The organism is Kitasatospora sp. NPDC127060 (genome assembly GCF_042724935.1).
In the GTDB taxonomy this organism is placed as follows: Bacteria; Actinomycetota; Actinomycetes; order Streptomycetales; family Streptomycetaceae; genus Kitasatospora.
Genome location: NZ_JBHXEG010000033.1, coordinates 19,912 through 40,065, shown reverse-complemented (window position 1 = coordinate 40,065; position 20,154 = coordinate 19,912). Strand labels below are relative to the sequence as shown.

The window sequence follows — 20,154 nt, the reverse complement described above, 5'->3', positions numbered from 1 at the left end:
ACTACTTCTTCGCCGCGAGCACGTCGTCCACCGAAAGCGTCACCGACGCCCCGATCGACTCCGGCAGCGTCAACGACTGCCCGGGATGGTGGACGGCGTGCACTCGGTACTCTCCGTCCTTGGGGTCGGTCAGCACCATCACCCGCTGGTTCGTCCGGTCCACGATGACGTAGACCGGCACCCCTGCCTCGGCGTACAGCGGCGGCTTCACCTTCAGATCAGTCGTGAAGTTCGACGACGTCACTTCCAGTACAAGACGGAAGACCGCTGGGTCATAGCAGTTTCGTTCGATCAGGTGTTCTCGGTAGTCGGCGTCGACAACACACAGGTCCGGAATCGCATAGTCGGACGGTCCGCCCGGCAACCACAGGCCCATCCCTTGAACCACTCGGGACGTATCACCATGGAGCCCCGCCGCCCACAACGGGATCATCAGGTCCGTGCGCGTCTCTCCATGCGGCCCGTCCGGAGGCGGCGTCACCGTGATCTGACCTCCAAGAATCTCGACCCGGTGCCCCACGAGTCGATCGGAGATCAGCTCTGCAGCCTCGAGCAACGTCATCTGCCCGAAGGGTTCTTCCACTGCGGCGGCGGACATGGAGTTCCTCCTGACTGCCGATGTCGAGATCATCATCGTAGAACGCGAGCGTCTCCCAGCACCCGATCCCCACCCTTCACCCGAACGGGTGGTTTAGCCCTACCGGGCCCGCAGTCGCAGCCCCGGACGCTCCGCCTCCGCCGCCTCGTCCTGGCCCGCCCACAGCGAGCGGACGTGGCTGAGGTGCCGGGTCATGCAGGCCTCGGCCGCCTCGGCGTCGCCGGAGAGCATCAGGTCCAGCAACTCCACGTGCTCCTCCGCCGAGGAGACCAGCTGCCCCTGCTCGTCCAGCCGGGTCAGCCCGTACAGCCGGGAGCGCTTGCGCAGGTCCCCGACCACATCGACCAGCCGCGCGTTGCCGGCCAGCCCCAGCAGGTCGAGGTGGAACTGCCGGTCCGCCTCCAGGTAGCCGATGAGGTCGTGCTTGCGGGCGGCCGCGACGATCGCCTCGGCCTGCGGGCGCAGCCGTTCCAGCTGGTCCTTGGTCGCCGCGCGGGTGACCCGGCCGACGGTCGGGACCTCGATCAGGGCGCGGATCTCGGTGTAGTCGTCGAGATCGCGCTCGGTGAGTTCGGTGACCCGGAAACCCTTGTTGCGGACGGCCTCGACCAGTCCCTCCCGGGCGAGGTCGAGCATGGCCTCGCGCACCGGGGTCGCGGAGACGCCGAAGTCGGCGGCGAGGGCGGGTGCGGAGTAGACGACGCCGGGGCGCAGTTCGCCGGAGATCAGGGCCGCCCGGAGCGCGTGGGCGACCTGGTCGCGGAGCCGCTCCTGCACGGAGATCAGGGTGCGGGACGTGAGCTCGGCCATGGTGTTCCTCCGGGTGGGTGCAGAACACCAGCGTACAATGTCACGTTACGTTGAGCGTGCAACAGTCCGCGATTCAAACACCCCGACGCTCATGGTGACAGCGGCCGTCGACCGTGACAACGGCCGACGGCACACGAATCCACGGCTGCACCACCACTGCCTAGGGCCGCCGGGCCCGCGAGGCCCGGTACACCTCCGCCGCCACTGCCAGGTCCTCCCAGCCCATCCCGACGCTCTTGAAGAACCGCGGCCGCCCGTCCGGCACCAGCGCGTCGCCGCGCACCAGCTCGGCCAGGTTCCACACCTGCCGCCGCCCGAGCGCGCCCGCCAGCAGCAGGTCGCCGGCCTCCCGGGCCGCCACCGAGCGCGCCTCCACGTACAGTTCGGCCCGCCCGACCAGCACCTCGTCCACTTCCCGCGCGTCCGGCTCGTGCGAGCCGACCGCCGCGACGGCCGCGTGATCGGGCACCAGCACCCCGTCGAACAGCGGGGTGCGCGCGGTGGTGCAGCAGACCACCAGATCGGCCTCGGCCACCGCCTCCGGCGCCCCCACCGCGCCCGCCAGCCCGAGCCCGCGCCCGTACGCCGCCAGCGCGGCGGCCCGCCCGGCGTCTCGCGCCACCACCGTGACCCGCCGGAGCGACTTCAGCCCCGGGACGGCCAGCAGCGCGTCCAGGTGCCCGTAGGCCTGCGGGCCGGAGCCGAACACCACCAGGTGCTCGGCCTCCGGCGCCGCGAGCCGCGCCAGCGCCGCCGCCGTCACGGCGGGCGTGCGCAGAGCGGTGAGGGCCGCGCCGTCCAGCAGCGCCAGTGGCTGGAGCGTCGGCCCGTCCAGCAGCAGGTAGCTGCCGGTGATCCGGGGCAGTCCGCGCGCCGGGTTGGCCGGCGCCACCCCGGCGATCTTGACGCCCGTGAAGGTCCCGGTGGCGGCCGGCATCAGCAGCAGTTCCCCCGCCGGCACCGGTACGACCGACCGGGCGGGTGCCACCTCCGGGTCGAACCCGTCCAGCAGCACCCGCTCGATCGCCCGCACCGCGTCGGCGGGCCCGACTCCGCCGACTCCCGGCACGGCGTACTGGAGCGGCTCAACCGCCGCGCCGGGAAGCTCATCACCGCTCACAGCAGGAACCCCGTCCCCAGCTCGTCGCCCGGTTCCAGGAGGAACCGGTGCTCCCCGGTGCGGTACGCCGTGCCGCTGACCTCGGTGACCACGCCCGCGCCCAGCGGGTCGCCGCCCGCGAGCACCTGCCCGGTGAACCGGGTGCCGATGATCGACTCGTGCCGCAGCGGCTCCCCGGGGGCGAGCCGCCCCTCGGCGGCGAGTACGGCGAGCCGGGCGGAGGTGCCGGAGCCGCAGGGCGAGCGGTCGATCTGCCCGTCCGCGAACACCACCACGTTCCGCTGGCTCAACATGCCGTCCGGAGAAGGGAGTTCGTCGTACAGCACGACCCCGTACACCCCGGACAGCCGCGGGTCGGTGGGGTGCGCGACTGCCTCCGAGTCGGCCAGCAGCGCCCTGATCTCCCGCCCCGCGGCGACGAGTTCGGGCAGCTGCCCGGTCTCGACCGCGAGCCCGAGCGCGGCGGCGGACACCGAGGCGTAGCAGGCCCCGGAGTGCGCCACGGCGACCTCGACCACCCCGCGCGAGGTGTTCAGCGGCAGCTTCAGCGCGCTGACCCGGCTGGGCACATTGCGGAAGGTGACGCCGGTGGTGCGCCCACCGGCCCGGTGCACCAACGCGGTGACCCGCCCGGAGGGCACGTCGATCCGCACCCGCGCCACGCCGTCCGAGGGTGCCGGTACCAGCCCGGAGTCAACCGCCCAGGCGCCGAGCGCGATGGTGCCGTGCCCGCAGGCGGTGGAGTAGCCGTCCTTGTGCCAGAACAGCACGCCCAGGTGCGCCTCGTCGTCGTCCGGCGGCACCAGGAACCCGCCGTACATCCCGGCGTGCCCGCGCGGCTCCCGGGCGAGCAGCCGCCGGATGTCGTCCAGCGCCCCGGGCCGGGGCGCTGTGGCGCTGCCGCCCGCGCCGATCGCGATGGCCCGCCGCTCGGCGACGCTGTCGCCGGGGATCGGGGGCGCCCCGCCGAGCACGATCCGGAACGGCTCGCCGGCCGTGTGGTAGTCGACGGCGTCGACGGTACGGAGGTCCATCAGGCACCCCCGCCCGGCAGTACGCTGATGGTCCGGCTCGCGGTGTAGAACTCCAGCGCGGCGCGGCCCTGTTCGCGCTCGCCGTGGCTCGCGCCCTTGGTCCCGCCGAAGGGCAGGTGGAAGTCGACGCCGCTGGAGGGCGCGTTGACCCGGATCATGCCCGCGTCGAGGCGCTCGGCGGCGGCCAGTGCCGCGTCCAGGCTGCGGGTGTGCACCGAGGTGGCGAGGCTGTGCGGGGTGTCGTTGGCGAGCGCGATGGCCTCGTCCAGGTCGGCCGCCGCGTGCAGCACCGCGATCGGGCCGAAGAACTCCTCACTGGCCAGCGGGTGTTCGGCCGGTACGTCGGTGAGCAGGGTCGGCTCGACGTACCAGCCGGTCCGCTCGGGGGCCTGTCCGCCGGTGAGCACCGTCGCCCCGGCCGCCACCGCCGAGTCGACGGCGAGGGTGAGCCGCTCCCGCGCGGCGGCGTTGATCACCGGCCCACAGACCGAATCGTCCATCCCCGCAAGGGCCTTGACCAGCGCCTCGCGCAGCGGCTGGTACGCCGCACCCACCGCGATCACCCGGCTGGTGGCGGTGCACTTCTGCCCGGCGTATCCGGCGATCGCGGCCGCGAGGTGCCCGGCGGCCAGGTCGATGTCCGCGTCCGGGAGGACCAACGCCGCGTTCAGTCCGCCGAGTTCGGCCTGCACCGGCACCCCGCGCCCGGTGGCGGCCCGCACCACGGCCCGGCCGACCCCGGTAGAGCCGGTGAAGGACACCACGTCGGCCTCGTCGACCAGTGCCTGCCCCTCCTCGGCCCCGCCGGGCAGCACGGTGAGCACGTCGGCGGGCAGGCCCGCCAGCTCGGCCAGCCGCAGCGCACAGGCCGTCGCCTCGGGCGCGGGCTTGAGCACGGCCGTGTTGCCGACCGCCAGTGCCGGCGCCGCCTTCCAACTCGGGATCGCCAGCGGGAAGTTCCACGGCGCGATCAGCCCGGCGACCCCGTACGGGCGGCGCCGGGTGAGCAGCAGCCCCGGTCCGGCGGCGGTCTCGTGCACCGCGCCGGACGGCTCGTACGGCGCCTGCGCGTAGTAGCGCCAGATCGCCGCCGTCCGGGCGACCTCCCCCCGCGCCTCGGCGAGCGGCTTGCCGACCTCCCGCACGATCAGCGCGGCCAGTTCCTCCGCGTGCGCCTCGACCGCCTCGGCGATCCGGCCCAGCGCGGCCGACCGGGCGCCCGCCCCCGCCGCGAGCCAGCCGCCCTGGGCGGCCCGGGCCCGCCCGACGGCGGCCCGCACGGCCTCGGCGCCGGGCTCCTCGACGGCGACCACCAGGTCGGCCGGGTCGGCGGGGTTGTACGAGGTGATGGTCACGACTGGCAGCCCTTCGAAAGCAGGTTGGACACGACGCGTCAGCGCAGGAACGACGCGTCAGAGCAGGACACGACGCATCAGAGCAGGAAGCCCGCCGGGAACGGGTCGTCCGGGTCGAGGAAGTACTGGGCGGTGCCGGTGACCCAGGCCCGCCCGGTGACGGTGGGCACCACCGCGGGCCGCCCGGCGACCTCGGTCTCCTCGACCAGCCGCCCGGTGAAGGTGGTCCCGATGAAGGAGTCGTTGCGGAAGTCCCGCCCGATCGGCAGCTCGCCGCGCGCGTGCAGCTGCGCCATCCGGGCCGACGTGCCGGTGCCGCAGGGCGAGCGGTCGAACCAGCCGGGGTGGATGGCCATCGCGTGCCGGGAGTGCTCGGCGGTGGAGCCGGGGGCGAGCAGCTGGACGTGGTGGCAGCCGTGGATGGACGGGTCCTCCGGGTGCACCGGCCGGTCGGGGCCCGCGTTGACGGCGTCCATCAGGGCCAGGCCGGCATCCAGGATCTCCTGCTTGCGCTCGCGCTCGAACGGCAGCCCGAACTCGGCGAGCGGCAGGATGGCGTAGAAGTTGCCGCCGTACGCGAGGTCGTAGCCGATGGTGCCGTACCCGGGCACCTCGATCTTGCGGTCCAGCGCGACGGAGTACGAGGCCACGTTGCGGATGGTGACGGACTTGGCGGCGCCGCCCTCGACCCGCACCTCGGCGACCACCAGGCCGGCCGGGGTGTCCAGCCGGACCGTCGTCACCGGCTCGACCACCGGCACCATCCCGGTCTCGACCAGGACGGTGGCGACGCCGATGGTCCCGTGCCCGCACATCGGCAGCAGCCCGGAGACCTCGATGTAGAGCACCCCGAAGTCGGCGTCCGGCCGGGTGGGCGGCTGCAGGACGGCGCCGCTCATCGCGGCGTGCCCGCGCGGCTCGTACATCAGCAGGGTGCGGAAGTGGTCCAGGTGCTGCTGGAAGTGCACCCGGCGTTCGGCCATGGTGGCACCGGGGATCACGCCGAAGCCTCCGGTGATCACCCGGGTGGGCATGCCCTCGGTGTGCGAGTCGACGGCGTGGAACACGTGACGGCTCCGCATGGCCTCACAACTCCCTCTGAGAAAAGGTCGATTGAGGCCGGCTGACCCCGCAGCCGGCCGACTGGACACGCCCTGGGCAAGGCCCTGGGCCCTGGACAGGGCCTCGGCGAGGCCCTGGGACCCGGGCGGGGCCTAGGCGAGGCCCTCGGCCAGCGCCTTCTCGGTGGCCGCGCGCACCGCCGCCTCGATCTCGGGCTCCAGCGGCAAGCGCGGCGCGCGGACCGGCCCGCCGGGGCGCCCGGCGATGTCCATGGAGAGCTTGATGGCCTGGACGAACTCGGTCTTGGAGTCCCAGCGCAGCAGCGAGTGCAGCGACTTGTACAGCGGCAGCGCGGTCTCCAGGTCCAGCGAGACGGCCGCGTCGTAGAGCGCCACCGAGGCCTCCGGCAGCGCGTTGGGGTACCCGGCGATCCAGCCGACCGCGCCGGCCAGCGCCAGCTCCAGCAGCACGTCGTCGGCGCCGATCAGCAGGTCCAACCCCGGTGCCAGTTCGGCGAGTTCGTACGCCCGACGGACGTCCCCGCTGAACTCCTTGACCGCCACGATCGAGCCCTCGGCGTGCAGCCGGGCGAGCAGCGCGGGCACCAGGTCGACCTTGGTGTCGATCGGGTTGTTGTACGCGACGATCGGCAGGCCCGCCTTGGCGACCTCGGCGTAGTGCGCCCGCACCGAGTCGCGGTCGGCCCGGTAGGCGTTGGGCGGCAGCAGCAGGACGGAGCCGGCCCCGGCCTCGGCGGCCTGCTCGGCCCAGCGGCGGGACTCGGCACTGCCGTACGCGGCGACCCCGGGCATGACCCGGGAGCCGTCACCGGCCGCCTCGATCGCCACCTCGACGACCCGGGCGCGCTCCTCGGCGGTGAGCGTCTGGTATTCGCCCAGCGAGCCGTTGGGGACGACACCGTCGCAGCCGGACTCGATCAGCCAGCGGACGTGCTCGGCGTAGGCGTCGTAGTCGACGGAGAGGTCCGGGCGCAGCGGGATCGTGGTGGCGACCATGATGCCGCGCCAGGGACGGGTGGTGTCACGGGGGGTGATGGACACGGTGCACTCCTTGGTGAGGTGTGACATTTTATTAGAGGAAGAGGGTCGGCGACAAGAGTCCCCGGCCCCCACGTTCGTCGGCTATCCCTCGGGCGCGGTCTCGGCACCGAGCTCAGCAGACGCGGCAGACGGATCGGACGCACCCGGCTCAGCAGACGCACCGGACGCACCGGGCTCAGCAGACGCGGCAGACGCACCGGACGCAGCGGGGGCGGCGGGGGCGGAGTCAGGGACCCCCGCCGCCAGCTGCGAGAGCGGCACCGGGCAGGCCAACGGCCGCCGGTCCGCCCCCGGCTCCCCCGAGCCGGACAGGCAGGCCACGGCCGGACCGCACATCCGCCCCTGGCACCAGCCCATCCCCGCCCGGGTGAGCAGCTTGACGGTGCGGGGGTCGCCCGCGCCGAGCTCCTCCACCGCCTCCCGGATCCGGGCGACCGGCACCTCCTCGCACCGGCACACGTCGGTGTCCGGCCGCAGCCACCCGGTCCAGCCGGGCCCCGGCCGGTGCGCGGCGGCCATCAGCCCGGCGAAGGCCCGCAGCCGCGCCCGGCGACGCAGCAGCGCGCGCCCGGGCGACACCCCGGCGATCGCGTGCGCGGCCAGCTCGCCCTCGGCGAGCGCGAGGTCGGCCCCGCCGACGCCGTTGGTCTCCCCCGCGGACCACAGGCCGGGGACGGTGGTGTGCAGCCGGGCGTCGACCCGCAGCGCTACCGCGCCGTCCGGCCCGGCAAGGGTCTCCGCGCCGAGCTCGGTGGCCAGGTCGATCTGCGGCAGCAGTCCGTGGCCGACGGCGAGCGCGTCGCAGTCGATCCGCCGTTCGGTGCCGGGCAGCGGCCGCCAGGAGGCGTCCAGCCGGGCCACGGTGACTCCGGTGACCCGCTCGTCCCCGTGCGCCTCCACGACGGCGCTGCGCGGCCGCAGCCGCACGCCGTGCCGCAGCAGCGCGCCGCCGTGCCCGGCGCCCTCGACCAGCTTGGCGGGGACGGCCGCCAGCACGCCGGGGCGCCGGGCGTACCCGAGGTAGCCGCTCGCCTCGACCACCGCCGGGACATGCGCCCCGGCGCCGACCAGCGAGGAGGCGGCCGCGAGCAGCAGCGGCCCGCTGCCGGCCACCACGATCCGCCGCCCGGGCAGCACCAGCCCGGCCTTGAGCATGGCCTGAGCGCCGCCCGCGGTGACCACCCCGGGCAGGGTCCAGCCCGGGAACGGCAGCTGCCGCTCGTACGCCCCGGTGGCGAGCAGCACCGTCCGGGCCCGGACGGTGGCCCGGTCGGCGGCCTGCGGCCCGCGGGTGACGTGCACGGCGAATCCGTCCGCCGTGCGTTCCAGCGCCCACACCTGGTGGCCGCCGCGGAACTCGGCCCGGGGCTGCCCGGCGAGCCGCGCGGCCAGCCCGGTGTACACCGGCCAGTGGTGGTGCAGCCGGTCCGGCCGGGTGGCGCCGAGTCCGGGCGCCGGGTGCCGGTAGTACTGCCCACCGGTCCGCTCCGCGCCGTCCAGCAGGACGCAGCGCAGCCCGAGGTCGGCGGCCGTGACGGCGGCGGCCAATCCGGCGGGTCCGGCCCCCACCACGACGAGGTCGTACGGCCCGGACGGCCCCGAAGGCCCGCCCGACTCAGCTGGCCCGCCCGACTCGGACGGCCCGTACGCCTCAGGCGGCCCGTACGGCTCAGACGGCAAGGTCGGCACGGCCGTGACCCTCCTGGGTGGTGACGACGGTCCCGGGCTCCGCGGGCAGCAGGCACAGCCGCTGGTTGGCCCGGCCGTCCACGGTGGCCAGGCAGTCGAAGCAGGCGCCGATGCCGCAGAACGCGCCGCGCGGGCGCCCGCCGGTCCGAGTGGTGCGCCAGGCGAGCACGCCGTCGGCCCAGAGCGCGGCGGCGATCGACTGTCCGGGCAGGGCCCGGACGGGCCGACCGTCGAACTCGATGTGGTGGCCGGGCCCGGGCTCGGCCCCGACCAGCCCGGCGGGGGTGCGGCGACGCGTCACCGGCTTCTCCAATCCAGAGGTCCAGAACAAGGTCTCACCCCGCCGGGAACCGGTCCGCCCGGAACGGCGCGAGGTCCAGCTCCGGCCGTTTCCCGGCCAGTTGCGCGGCGATCAGCAGCCCGGTGCCGGGCGCCAGCCCGATGCCGGCGCCCTCGTGCCCGCAGGCGTGGTACAGCCCCGGCGCCCGGGGGTCCTCCCCGATGGCCGGAAGGTGGTCCGGCAGGTACGGGCGGAAGCCCCGGTAGGTGCGCAGCACGGTGACGTCCGCGAGCACCGGGAACAGCTCCGCGGCCTGGACGGCGAGCCGGCGCAGCACCTCCTGGGAGAGGGTGCGGTCGAAGCCGACCCGCTCCCGGCTGGCGCCGATCAGCACCGGCCCGCCCGGGGTGCCCTCGACCACGGCGGAGGTCTGCAGCCCGGCCGAGCCGCTGGCCACGTCCGCCACGTAGTCCGCGGCGTAGACCTTGTGCCGGACGACCCTCGGCAGCGGCTCGGTGACCAGGACGAAGCCACGCCGGGGCAGCACCGGCAGGTGCACGCCCGCCAGCGCGGCCAGCTCGCCGCCCCAGGTGCCCGCGGCGTTGACCACGGCGGGCGCGGCCAGCCGGCGCCGGGTGGTCCGGACGCCGCGCACCGCGCCGTCCGGGCCGCGGTCCACCGCCGTCACGTCCTCCCCGGTGTACAGCTCGGCGCCCATCCGGCGGGCCTCGCGCAGCAGGTGGGCGGCGGCGAGCGCGGGCTGCACCTGGGCGTCCTGCGGGTAGTGGTAGCCGCCGGCGAGCCCGGGGGCGAGGTGCGGTTCCAGCTCGCGCAGCCGCTCGGGCGGCACCTCCTCGGCGCTCACCCCGGCCGCGGCCTGTCCGGCGGCGAAGGCCCGCAGCGCCTGCTGCCCGGCCTCGGTCGAGGCGACCACCACGCCGCCCTTGGGCTCGTACTCGACGGCCGGCCCGAGTTCCTCGGCGAGTTCGTTCCAGAGCCGGGTGCTGAGCAGGGCGAGGTCGAGTTCGGGACCGGGTTCCTTGTCGGAGACCAGCAGGTTGCCCTCGCCCGCGCCGGTGGTGCCCCCGGCGACCGGCCCGCGGTCGACCACGGCGACGGCGAGTCCGGCGCGGGCGGCGTAGTACGCGCAGGCGGCGCCGACGACTCCGGCGCCGACCACGACGACGTCCAGTGGAGGTGTCCAGGTCTTCAGCACGTCAGTAATATGTCACATTCCATCAACCCTGCCAAGAGCCCACCAGGGCCGGAGCAGCGCAAAGCCCCGGCCACCGCACACAGCGGGGACCGGGGCCGGCAGGCTCAACGCGTCGGGCTCAGGTGATGTCGTCCATCTGCTCCCGGCGCGCCGTCGGCACCGGCGCGGCGCCGGCCGCCGGGGCCGCCGAGGCGTCGACCGTCTCCGCACCCGCCACCGGCTGCACCGTGAGGTCGACCTGCGAGGCCTCCTCGTCGTCCAGGTCGGCGTCCGGGTTGTTCCGGCGCTTGCGCCGGTCGTTCATGATCGCGATGCCCACCGCGAGGAAGTACAGCGCCCAGATCGGCGCGGCCAGCGCCAGCATGCTCAGCGGGTCGGCGCTCGGCGTGGCGAAGGCCGCGAACACCGTGATGCCCATGACCATGCCGCGCCACCAGCCCAGCAGCCGCTTGCCGGTGACCATCCCGACCTGGTTCAGCATCACCAGCAGCAGCGGGAACTCGAAGGCCAGGCCGAAGACCAGCACCATCCGGGTCGCGATGTCGAAGTAGTCCTCGGGCGGCAGGATCGGCGTGGTGCCGTTCGGCGTGAACGAGATCAGCACCTCGACCGTGGTCGGCAGCGTCAGGATCGCCACGGTCACACCGGCCAGGAACAGCGGCGCCCCGCAGAGCATGAAGATGACGGCGTACTTCTTCTCGTGCTTGTGCAGACCGGGCGCCACGAAGGCCCACACCTGGTAGAGCCAGATCGGCACGGTGCCGACCACGCCGGCGGTCAGCGAGACCTTGAGCATCCAGGTGAAACCGGCGGTCAGGCCGATGTTGGAGACCTGGGCACACCTGCCGTGGAACTGCCCGGAGGTCTCCGGGGTGCACTGCGGCAGCGGCTCCAGCAGGAAGTGTTCGATCCGCTTGTGGTAGATCGCCGCGATGATGGTGATCACCACGATCGCCAGGACCGACTTGACCACGCGGTTGCGCAGTTCCCGCAGGTGATCGGCGAGGGCCATCCGCCCCTCAGGATCCTTGGACGCCTTCTGCGGCGCCTTGGAGAGCTTGCTCAACCCCGGTCCTCAACTCGTGCGTCGAGGCCCGCCGGTCGACGGGCCTCCGTGGTCACGCGCGTCACGCGCACCGTGTACGTCGGGTACGACGCCCGCACCGCACACCACGGATGCGTCGCGTACGTCACGGCTGCCGCGCTCAGTGCGGGCGCTCGCCCCCGGGCGTCCCCTGCCCCGCGCCGGGCTCGGCCACCGGCCGGGCCGTCGCCGAGGCGCCCGGAGCGGACTGGACGGTCCTGGCCGTCGGCTGCGCCGTGACCTGCGGCTGAGCGGGCGGCGCGCTCCCGTCCGGCTCGTCGTCCGAGCGCATCGCCTTGGCCTCGCTCTTCAGGATCCGCAGCGACTGCCCCAACGAGCGCGCCAGCTCGGGCAGCCGCTTGGCCCCGAACAGCACGATGGCAACCACCACGACCACCACGATCGCGGTCATCGAGAAGCGCATGCGCCGACCACCTTCAGCATCTGCGGCCCGCCAGGCCGCCCGCCACGGATGGTAACCGCTGCGGATGGCGCCCCGACGAAGGCCGCCCGAACAGGACAGCGGCCCCCGGTTCGCCGTTCAAGGAGCCACTTGAGAGCGTAACCCGCCGCCACCTCCACGCAGCAGTCCCCGTACCACCCGGTGCCCCGGCCGTGCCGACGCTCCGACCGGAGCACCCCCGCGGAAGAGCGGCCCCGGGACGCGCGGCCCTACCGTCCGGGAACGGCCTCGGCCAGCTCCCCCGCCACCTCGGCCAGCGCCCGGGAGGCCGTGTCCACGCCCTTGGCGAGCGCCCGCACGTCCAGCCAGAGCCGGATCGCGAGGACCCCGAGGACCAGCAGGCCCGCGGTGGCGAGCAGGACGGCGGCGACGAGCATCCAGGACATGCTCCCCACCCTATACGGGGGCCACCGCGCCGTACGGGGCCACCGCGGTCAGCCCTCCGCCGGGATGAGCCGCATGGTGCGCACCCCCGCCGCGGTGAGCGCCTCGACGATCTTCTCCCCGGCCTGCTTGCGCACCGCCGCCCCGCACAGCGGGCAGCCGAAGCTGTAGTGCGCCTGCGCCGGGGTCCGACCGAGGGTCAGCCGGAACTCCTCGGCCGGGAGTTCGACCTTCTCCCGGCACTGCGAGCAGTACACCTTGAATCTCGTCCCGGGCTCCACCGCTCAGACCTGCCCCTCCCCGTAGGCGGCCAGCGCCTCCCGCGCGGCCGAGCGCGCCTGCTCCGCCAGCTCCGGCGGCGAGACGATCCGGCCGTCGCGCCCCAGCCGCAGCGCCAGCGGGCGCAGCTGGGAGGGGTCGGCGCTGCGCAGGGTGATCCGCAGGCCGCCGTCCGGCAGTTCCTCGGCCCGGTCGTGGGTGTAGTACTCGGCGACCCAGCGGCCGCCGGAGGACACCTCCACCACCACCTCCGGGTCGTCCGCCGCCGGGTTGACCAGCCCGCCGCTGAGGTCGCGCGGCTCGCGCCGGGGCGGGTCGGCCGGGACGTCCAGGACGCGGATCTCGGCGACCCGGTCCAGCCGGAACATCCGGTGGTCCTCCGAGGTGCGGCACCAGGCTTCCAGGTACGTGTGCCCCTCGGTGAGCAGCCGGATCGGGTCGACCTCGCGCTCGGTCATCCCGCCGCGCCCGTGCGAGTAGTAGCGCAGCCAGAGCCGGCGGCCCTCGCTGAGCGCGCGGTCGATGTCGGCGAACACGTGGCTCTCGGCCTCGAAGGTGACCCCGACCCGGGCGCTGCCCTCGGCGCTCTCCCCCGCGGCGTTCTCGATCTTGGCGACGGCCCGGGTGAGCGCCTCCCGGTCCCCGGCCCGCAGGCCCGGCAGTCCGGCCACCGCCCGGGCGGCGACCAGCAGCGCGGTGGCCTCGTCGGCGGCGAGGCGCAGCGGCTGGGCCACGTCGTCGACGTTGTGCCACCAGATCCGCTCGCCGTCGGTGTCGATGTCCAGCAGGTCGCCGCCGCGGAAGCTGGTGCCGCACATCGGCAGCACGTTGAGGTCCCCGATCAGCTCGCGCTCACTGATCCCGAACGCCCGGGCCACCTCGGCGACCTCGGCCCCGGGCCGCTCGCGCAGATAGGTGACCAGCGACAGCATCCGCCGGGTCTGGTCGATGGCGTTGCTCATGCGTCCACCTCGTCACACTCGGCGGGCGCTGCGCACAGGACGCGCCTTCCGATGGTTCGCTCACTCACGCGCCCGCTCCTTCAAGCCCCGCGACCGCCCGCAGCCGGTCGACCACATCCGCCCGCAGCTCCTCCGGCCCGAGCACCAGCACGTCCGGCCCGAACTCCGCCAGGTCGGCGCCCAGCCCGTTGCCGTACGGGATCTCCAGCTCGTCCCAGGCCTCGTCGACCCGGGTGCTGCCCAGCGCCTTGGTGCGCAGCGGGAAGCCGGCGCCCCGGCGGACCCGGACGGTCGCGGTGGCGGTGGCCCCCTCACCGGCGAACTTGGCCACGGTGGCCCGGACGTCCACGTGCTCGGGCACCGTGCCGAGGAAGGCCCCGCCCTTGGCCCTCACCTTCCCGGTGATCCGGCTGAGCCGGAACACCCGGGCGTCGCCGCGGTCCCGGTCGTACCCGGCCAGGTACCAGTGCCCGCGCCAGCACTCCAGCGCCCACGGCTCGACGCTGCGCTGCTCGACGGCGGCGGCACCGGCCTTGCGGTACTCGAAGGTGACCGGGCGGCGGTCCCGGGCGGCGGTGAGCAGCGGCTCGAACGCGGCCTCCCGGGCGGGGATGCGCGGCTCCAGGGCGGTCCGGCCCTCGGCCTCGGTGAACGGCACCCCGGCCGCGCGCAGCTTCTGCAGCGCGCCGCTGGCCGCGCCGGACATCTTGGCCTGCTGCCAGACCCTGGCGGCCAGGGTCAGCGCGGCGGCCTCCTCGGCGTCCAGCGCGATCTCCGGCAGCCGGTTGCGGTCGGGGCGGGCGAGGTAGCCGAGCTCGCCGTCCAGCGTGCTCTCGTCGACGTCGATCACCAGGCCGAGCTCGCGCAGGTCGTCCTTGTCCCGCTCGAACATCCGGTTGAAGGCGTCCTCGCTGCTGTTCTGCCAGGCTTCCCGGTACGCCTCGATGGATTCCCGCAGCTCCTTCTTGGAGAGCGGACGTCTGGTGTTCATCAGGCACAGGGCGAGATTCATCAGCCGCTCTGCCTTGGCGATCGCCATCGCTGACCCTTCCGGTGTGCCGCGCCGCGCGCGGGGTGCGCCAACCGGGCGATCCCCACCCGGCGGGACCGACCGTACCGGTAGCGGTACGCACTGCAAAAGCCGCGTCCCGCGCCCGCTCCCCACCGGGTGCCGTCCGGGCCCGGAAACGACCTCGGGCCGGGCCCCCGAAGGGGTCCGGCCCGAGGTCAGCGCAGGCCCGAGGTCAGCGCAGGCCCGAGGTCAGCGCAGGCTCAGACGGCCAGCAGGTCGACCACGAAGATCAGGGTCGAGTGCGGCGGGATCGCCGGGGTCGGCGACTGGGCACCGTACGCCAGGTGCGACGGAATGGTCAGCTCACGACGGCCGCCGACCTTCATGCCGACGACACCCTTGTCCCAGCCCTTGATGACCCGGCCGCCGCCCAGCGGGAAGCGGAACTCGTTGGGGCTCCGGTTCCAGCTCGCGTCGAACTCCTCGCCGGTCTCGAAGGTCACGCCGACGTAGCGGACGCTGACGTTCTGGCCCGGCTTGGCCTCCTCGCCGTCACCGACGACGATGTCACGGATCTGCAGCTCGGTCGGGGCGTCGCCGATCGGGAAGTCGATCTCGGGCTTCTCGTTCAGGTTCACAGCCATGGTCCCTCTTCTCACGTTCGCAATTCCACACACGACCAAGCGGCGGGCGCCCGCACCCGGTCCACCCGGGCGAAGAGCCCGGGAGCACCACCGTACGGGCGCCCGCCGCCCGTCGGGACACGGCCACGCGGCCGGTCCCGAAGGTCACACGCCCACCATTGTCACCCGAAAGTGGATCAGCCCTGACCGGCGTCCAGGATGTCCACCACGAAGACCAGGGTCGAGCCGGGCGGAATGTCGCCCTGGCCCTTGTCCCCGTAGCCCAGCGAGGCCGGGATCACCAGCTCGACCCGGCTGCCGACGGTCTGGCCCGCCAGCCCCTGGTCCCAGCCCTGGATGACCTGGCCGCCGCCGACCGGGAAGGAGAACGCCTGGCCCTTGCTGAGCGAGGAGTCGAAGACCTTGCCGTCCTTGGCGAGCGCGCCGGTGTACTGGACGACGACCTTCTCGCCCTTCTCCACGGCCGGCCCGGTGCCCTTGATCAGCACGTGGGTCTTCAGCTCGGTCGGGTCCTTGGCGCCGGCCACCGGGGTGATGTCGGCCGGCTTCTTGCCGTTGTCCTTGACCTGCGGGAAGTCCGCCGGCGGCGGGGTGACGGTTCCGCTCACCACCGCGTCGGGCGCGTTGGCGTTGCGGATGTCGATCACGAAGATCAGGTTGTCCTTGGGGCCGATCGACATGTCCGGCTTGCCCTGGGAGCCGAAGCCCGCCGCCGGCGGGGCCACCACCAGCAGTCGGCTGCCGGCCTTCTTCCCCATCACGGCCTGGTCCAGGGCCGGGATCAGCGCGTCGGTGCCGGCCTGGAAGATCTGCGGCTTGCCCTTGTCGTCGTACGAGCTCGGGATGTCCTTGCCGGTGTTCCAGTCCTTGGCGGTGTAGTCCACCGAGGTCCAGCTGTTCTTGTCCACCTTGGGGCCGGAGCCCTCGGACAGCACCTTCACCACGAAGGAGCCGTCGGAGGCCTCGCCCGGCACCTGGATCTCGGCCTTCTTGCCGAAGTCACCGGTGACGGTCGGCAGCACCTTGGCGCTGTCCTTGATCGGCGGCACCGGCTCGGCGGTCGGCGTGGGCGGCGCGGACTTCGTCGCGTCCGGCTGGGCCGCCGCGGAGGTGTCCTTGGAGGAGTCCTTGTTCACCATGTACAGCGTCACGCCGCTGCCGACCAGCAGCAGGGCGATCACCGTGCCGAGGATCACGCCGAGCTTGCCCACCCCGGGCGGGTTCTCGTCGTACCCGGCCTCCGAGTTGTCGGTCTTGCGCACATTGCTGGCGAAGATCTGCGGGGCGTCGTCGTCGTCCGTCCTGGTCCCCGTCACGCGCGGCTTCTCGCCGGGCTGCGCCCAGCCGGCCTGCTGCGCGAGGATCGCCGGGGGGACGACGATCGACTCGCGGTCCGACGCGACCGGTCCGCCGGGACGGGAGGCGGTCGGGTCACCCGCAGAGTCGTCGTTCGCCGCGGTGCCGGCCCCGCCCGGGCTCGGCGTCTTCTCAGTCATGACTCCCCATCCATCTCGCCACGAGGTCTTCCAGGTCTGCGCCCGGCGTGGTGAGCGCCGGCCTGTCGCCGTACCCGTCCGCCTCGGACCCCGGCGCCGGGCGGCGCCTGCCACAGTGCGAGGGCAGTATGACAGCTCAGGATGAGGGCGGACGCTTCGTTGTACGAGCGTCCGCCCAAGCGTACGGAATTCTCCCGGCGACTTCCTAGAGCGCCCGCTAGACCGCTTCGAGAATGTCGATCACGAAAACCAGCGTGGAGTTCGGAGGCACCGAGCCCTGCGCCTGGTCCTTGTACCCCAGCGCCGGCGGCACCACCAGCAGCACCCGGCTGCCCACGTTCTGCCCGACCAGCCCCTTGTCCCAGCCCTCGATCACGCTGCCGGTACCGATCTGCACGGCCTGGGCGCCGCCGTGGGTCCAGGAGGCGTCGAACTGCTGGCCGTTGCTCCACAGCACCCCGGTGTACTGCACCACCAGGGTCTGCCCGGTCTTGACCTGCTTGCCCTCGCCCTTGATCAGCACGGCCTGCTGGAGGTCGGTGGGCGGGGCCTGCCCGGCCGGGACGGTGATCCCCACCGGTGCCTTGCCGTTGTCCTTGACCTGCGGCAGGGTCGCGGCCGGCTGGGTCATGGCCCCGGTCAGCGTGGAGTCCTGCGGCAGCGCCTCCACGATGTCCAGCACGAACACCACGGTGTCGCCCTTGTTGACGCCCAGCTGGGTGGAGCCCTGCTCCCCGAAGGCCGCCGCCGGCGGGGCCACCACCAGCAGCCGGGTGCCGACCTTCTTGTCGATCACGGTCTGGTCCAGCGCCGGCACCAGTTGCCCGCTGCCCGCCTGGTAGAGCTGCGGCTTGCCGTTGTCGTCGTACGAGCTGGGCAGGTCCTTGCCGGTGGTCCAGTCCTTCGCCGTGTAGTTGACGGTCACCCAGTCGCCCTTGTTGACCGTCGACCGCTCCCCGTCGGTCACCGTGTTCACCACGAACTGGCCGCTGGGCTGCTGGCCCTCCGGGATGGTGATGGTGGCCTTGCTGCCGAAACCGCCCCCCGAGAGCGTGGGCATCGGGGACGCCTCGCCGACCGGCGCCGGCACGGTCGGAGCGGCACTCGCGGTGGACGGCGTCGCCGGGCCGGCCGCCTTGGGCGAACTGCTGCAGGCGACCGCTAGCAGCAGCGGCAGGGTGAGAAGCAAACCGGCGGTGCGGCGCACGGTGGTCCTAACTGTCGGTCGAGTCGGCTCCCCCGAATCGACGGACAGCGTATGCCCGGCACGCGTCCGGCCCCGGTAGACACCACCGGGGCCGGCTCCAGCGCATCGATCACGGCACGTGGCTCACGGCGCACGCGGCACGGTCACATGCCCGCGATCAACTTCTCCACCCGCTCGTCCACCGAACGGAACGGGTCCTTGCACAGGACGGTGCGCTGCGCCTGGTCGTTCAGCTTCAGGTGCACCCAGTCCACCGTGAAGTCCCGGCGCTGCTCCTGCGCCCGGCGGATGAAGTCCCCGCGCAGCCGGGCCCGGGTGGTCTGCGGCGGGATCGACTTGGCCTCGAAGGTCTTGAGGTCGGTGGTCACCCGCTTCGCCTGGCCCTTGCCCTGGAGCAGGTAGAACAGGCCGCGGCGGCGGTGGATGTCGTGGTAGGCGAGGTCGATCTGGGCCACCCGCGGGTTGGACATGCTCATCTGGTTCTTCTCGCGGTAGCGCTCGATGAGCTTGTACTTCATGATCCAGTCGATCTCGGTGGCCACCCCGTCCAGCCGCTCGGTGCGGACGGCCTCCAGGGTGCGGCCCCACAGGTCGAGCACCTGGGCGATGGTCCCGGTGTTGATGCCCTTGCGGTCGGCGAACTCCAGGGCCTTGGTGTAGTACTCCTCCTGGATGTCCAGCGCGCTGGCCTCCCGGCCGTTGGCCAGCCGCACCTGGTGGGTGCCGGTGAGGTCGTGGCTGACCTCGCGGATCGCCCGGATCGGGTTCTCCAGGGTGAGGTCGCGCATCACCACGCCGGCCTCGATCAGCCGCAGCACCAGGTCGGTGGAGCCCACCTTGAGCAGGGTGGTGGTCTCGGACATGTTGGAGTCGCCGACGATCACGTGCAGCCGGCGGTAGCGCTCGGCGTCCGCGTGCGGCTCGTCCCGGGTGTTGATGATCGGGCGGGAGCGGGTGGTGGCGGAGCTGACGCCCTCCCAGATGTGCTCGGCCCGCTGGCTGACGCAGTACACCGCGCCGCGCGGAGTCTGCAGCACCTTGCCCGCGCCGCAGATCAGCTGGCGGGTCACCAGGAAGGGAATGAGCACGTCGGCCAGCCGGGAGAACTCGCCGTGCCGGGCCACCAGGTAGTTCTCGTGGCAGCCGTAGGAGTTGCCGGCCGAGTCGGTGTTGTTCTTGAAGAGGTAGACGTCCCCCGCGATGCCCTCCTCGTGCAGCCGCCGTTCGGCGTCCACCAGGAGTCCTTCGAGGATCCGCTCGCCCGCCTTGTCGTGCGTGACCAGCTCGGTCACGTCGTCGCACTCGGGGGTGGCGTACTCGGGGTGGGAGCCGACGTCGAGGTAGAGCCGGGCGCCGTTGCGCAGGAAGACGTTGCTGCTGCGGCCCCAGGAGACGACCCGGCGGAACAGGTACCGCGCGACCTCGTCCGGCGACAGCCGCCGCTGCCCGCGGAACGTACAGGTCACGCCGTACTCGTTCTCCAGCCCGAAAATCCGGCGGTCCATGAGCACTCCTTTTCTCGTCGGAGCTGTCCGAAACCGCCTCCACGACGACTGGGCCGTCGCAGGGGCACCGGAGTCCCGTACGCCGGCGGTCCGGCCGCCGTACGGGACTCCGCAGTACTACTCGTCCGACGAACCGCCGCCCGCCGGGTTCTCCTCGTCGTCCGCTTCGGCGGACTGGTCCCCGTCGAGCAGCCGACTGAGCTGGTTGCCCAGGATCCGCTTGAACTTGCGCTGCTGGAACCGCTGGCGGTCGAGGACCGCGACCTCCAGCTGTTCCGGGGTGAGGGCGCGCGGGCTGCCCCCGTTGGGGTCGCGGGCGAGCGAGTCGACCGCGACCTTCACCGCCTCGGTGAGGCTCAGGCCGACGCGGTGGCGCTGGCCCAGGTAGTTGCCGATCGAGTCGGCGTTGCCGCCGACCACGACGTAGTTCTTCTCGTCGACGACCGAGCCGTCCGGGGTGAGCCGGTAGATCTGGTCGTTGTCCGCGGTGCGGCCGACCTCGGCGACGATCAGTTCGACCTCGTACGGCTTCTCGCCGACCGAGGAGAAGATGGTGCCCAGGGTCTGGGCGTACACGTTGGCCAGGCCGCGGGCGGTGACGTCGGCCCGGTCGTAGGAGTAGCCGCGCAGGTCGGCGTAGCGGACGCCGCCGATGCGCAGGTTCTCGAACTCGTTGTAGCGGCCGACCGCCGCGAAGGCGATCTTGTCGTAGATCTCGGAGACCTTGTGGAGCGCCCGGGAGGTGTTCTCGGCGACGAAGACGATGCCGTCGGCGTAGGTGAGCACGACCACGCTGCGGCCGCGCGCGATGCCCTTGCGGGCGTACTCCGCGCGGTCCGCCATGGCCTGCTGGGGCGAGACGTAGAACGGTGTCGACACCGGCGGTCGTCCCT

The 20,154-nt window shown here is 73.2% G+C and carries 21 protein-coding genes; all 21 read right to left on the bottom strand.

What is annotated here, in order from left to right; translation table 11 throughout:
* Position 1: 1 nt before the first annotated feature.
* Positions 2-598, bottom strand: a complete 597-nt coding sequence (locus ACFWIS_RS19805; protein ID WP_380456557.1) for a Uma2 family endonuclease — start codon at positions 596-598, stop codon at positions 2-4.
* Between the two features lie 99 nt (positions 599-697).
* On the bottom strand, positions 698-1,408 hold the full coding sequence (locus ACFWIS_RS19800; protein WP_380456559.1) for a GntR family transcriptional regulator: 711 nt from the start codon (positions 1,406-1,408) through the stop codon (positions 698-700).
* 160 nt (positions 1,409-1,568) lie between these two features.
* Positions 1,569-2,528 carry an ornithine cyclodeaminase family protein gene (locus ACFWIS_RS19795; RefSeq protein ID WP_380456561.1) on the bottom strand — a complete coding sequence of 320 codons (960 nt, stop codon included), beginning with the start codon at positions 2,526-2,528 and terminating at the stop codon, positions 1,569-1,571.
* A complete protein-coding gene (locus ACFWIS_RS19790; protein ID WP_380456562.1) occupies positions 2,525-3,562 on the bottom strand; it encodes a proline racemase family protein in 1,038 nt (345 codons plus the stop codon). The genes ACFWIS_RS19795 and ACFWIS_RS19790 overlap by 4 nt, the downstream gene beginning before the upstream one ends.
* The gene (locus ACFWIS_RS19785) at positions 3,562-4,926 is read right to left on the bottom strand and encodes an aldehyde dehydrogenase family protein (protein ID WP_380456602.1); all 1,365 of its coding nucleotides are present in this window, start codon (positions 4,924-4,926) and stop codon (positions 3,562-3,564) included. Before ACFWIS_RS19785 ends, ACFWIS_RS19790 begins: the two co-directional genes overlap by 1 nt.
* Before the next feature lie 68 nt (positions 4,927-4,994).
* Entirely contained in the window at positions 4,995-5,999 is a 1,005-nt protein-coding gene (locus ACFWIS_RS19780) for a proline racemase family protein (RefSeq protein ID WP_380456564.1), read from the bottom strand.
* A 132-nt stretch (positions 6,000-6,131) separates the two neighbouring features.
* On the bottom strand, positions 6,132-7,067 hold the full coding sequence (locus ACFWIS_RS19775) for a dihydrodipicolinate synthase family protein (protein WP_380456566.1): 936 nt from the start codon (positions 7,065-7,067) through the stop codon (positions 6,132-6,134).
* Positions 7,068-7,121: 54 nt separating this feature from the next.
* Positions 7,122-8,612, bottom strand: a complete 1,491-nt coding sequence (locus tag ACFWIS_RS19770) for an NAD(P)/FAD-dependent oxidoreductase (protein WP_380456568.1) — start codon at positions 8,610-8,612, stop codon at positions 7,122-7,124.
* 97 nt (positions 8,613-8,709) lie between these two features.
* Positions 8,710-9,030, bottom strand: a complete 321-nt coding sequence (locus tag ACFWIS_RS19765) for a (2Fe-2S)-binding protein (RefSeq protein WP_317621370.1) — start codon at positions 9,028-9,030, stop codon at positions 8,710-8,712.
* Between the two features lie 34 nt (positions 9,031-9,064).
* Positions 9,065-10,222, bottom strand: coding sequence for an NAD(P)/FAD-dependent oxidoreductase (locus tag ACFWIS_RS19760; RefSeq protein ID WP_380456604.1), 1,158 nt, complete (start codon positions 10,220-10,222; stop codon positions 9,065-9,067).
* A gap of 121 nt (positions 10,223-10,343) precedes the next feature.
* A complete protein-coding gene (tatC, locus tag ACFWIS_RS19755) occupies positions 10,344-11,237 on the bottom strand; it encodes a twin-arginine translocase subunit TatC (RefSeq protein WP_380456606.1) in 894 nt (297 codons plus the stop codon).
* Between the two features lie 193 nt (positions 11,238-11,430).
* The gene (gene tatA / locus ACFWIS_RS19750) at positions 11,431-11,733 is read right to left on the bottom strand and encodes a Sec-independent protein translocase subunit TatA (protein ID WP_380456570.1); all 303 of its coding nucleotides are present in this window, start codon (positions 11,731-11,733) and stop codon (positions 11,431-11,433) included.
* A 248-nt stretch (positions 11,734-11,981) separates the two neighbouring features.
* On the bottom strand, positions 11,982-12,158 hold the full coding sequence (locus ACFWIS_RS19745) for a hypothetical protein (protein ID WP_380456572.1): 177 nt from the start codon (positions 12,156-12,158) through the stop codon (positions 11,982-11,984).
* A 48-nt stretch (positions 12,159-12,206) separates the two neighbouring features.
* A complete protein-coding gene (locus ACFWIS_RS19740; RefSeq protein ID WP_380523932.1) occupies positions 12,207-12,437 on the bottom strand; it encodes a hypothetical protein in 231 nt (76 codons plus the stop codon).
* Between the two features lie 3 nt (positions 12,438-12,440).
* A complete protein-coding gene (locus tag ACFWIS_RS19735) occupies positions 12,441-13,397 on the bottom strand; it encodes a WYL domain-containing protein (RefSeq protein WP_316520336.1) in 957 nt (318 codons plus the stop codon).
* 64 nt (positions 13,398-13,461) lie between these two features.
* A complete protein-coding gene (locus ACFWIS_RS19730; protein ID WP_380456576.1) occupies positions 13,462-14,436 on the bottom strand; it encodes a helix-turn-helix transcriptional regulator in 975 nt (324 codons plus the stop codon).
* Positions 14,437-14,669: 233 nt separating this feature from the next.
* On the bottom strand, positions 14,670-15,053 hold the full coding sequence (locus tag ACFWIS_RS19725) for an FKBP-type peptidyl-prolyl cis-trans isomerase (protein WP_380456578.1): 384 nt from the start codon (positions 15,051-15,053) through the stop codon (positions 14,670-14,672).
* A 176-nt stretch (positions 15,054-15,229) separates the two neighbouring features.
* A complete protein-coding gene (locus ACFWIS_RS19720) occupies positions 15,230-16,549 on the bottom strand; it encodes an FKBP-type peptidyl-prolyl cis-trans isomerase (protein WP_380456580.1) in 1,320 nt (439 codons plus the stop codon).
* A 217-nt stretch (positions 16,550-16,766) separates the two neighbouring features.
* Positions 16,767-17,756 carry an FKBP-type peptidyl-prolyl cis-trans isomerase gene (locus ACFWIS_RS19715; protein ID WP_380456581.1) on the bottom strand — a complete coding sequence of 330 codons (990 nt, stop codon included), beginning with the start codon at positions 17,754-17,756 and terminating at the stop codon, positions 16,767-16,769.
* A gap of 143 nt (positions 17,757-17,899) precedes the next feature.
* Entirely contained in the window at positions 17,900-19,261 is a 1,362-nt protein-coding gene (gene pafA, locus ACFWIS_RS19710; protein WP_380456583.1) for a Pup--protein ligase, read from the bottom strand.
* A 117-nt stretch (positions 19,262-19,378) separates the two neighbouring features.
* The gene (gene prcA, locus ACFWIS_RS19705) at positions 19,379-20,140 is read right to left on the bottom strand and encodes a proteasome subunit alpha (protein ID WP_380456585.1); all 762 of its coding nucleotides are present in this window, start codon (positions 20,138-20,140) and stop codon (positions 19,379-19,381) included.
* Between the last annotated feature and the right edge of the window lie 14 nt (positions 20,141-20,154).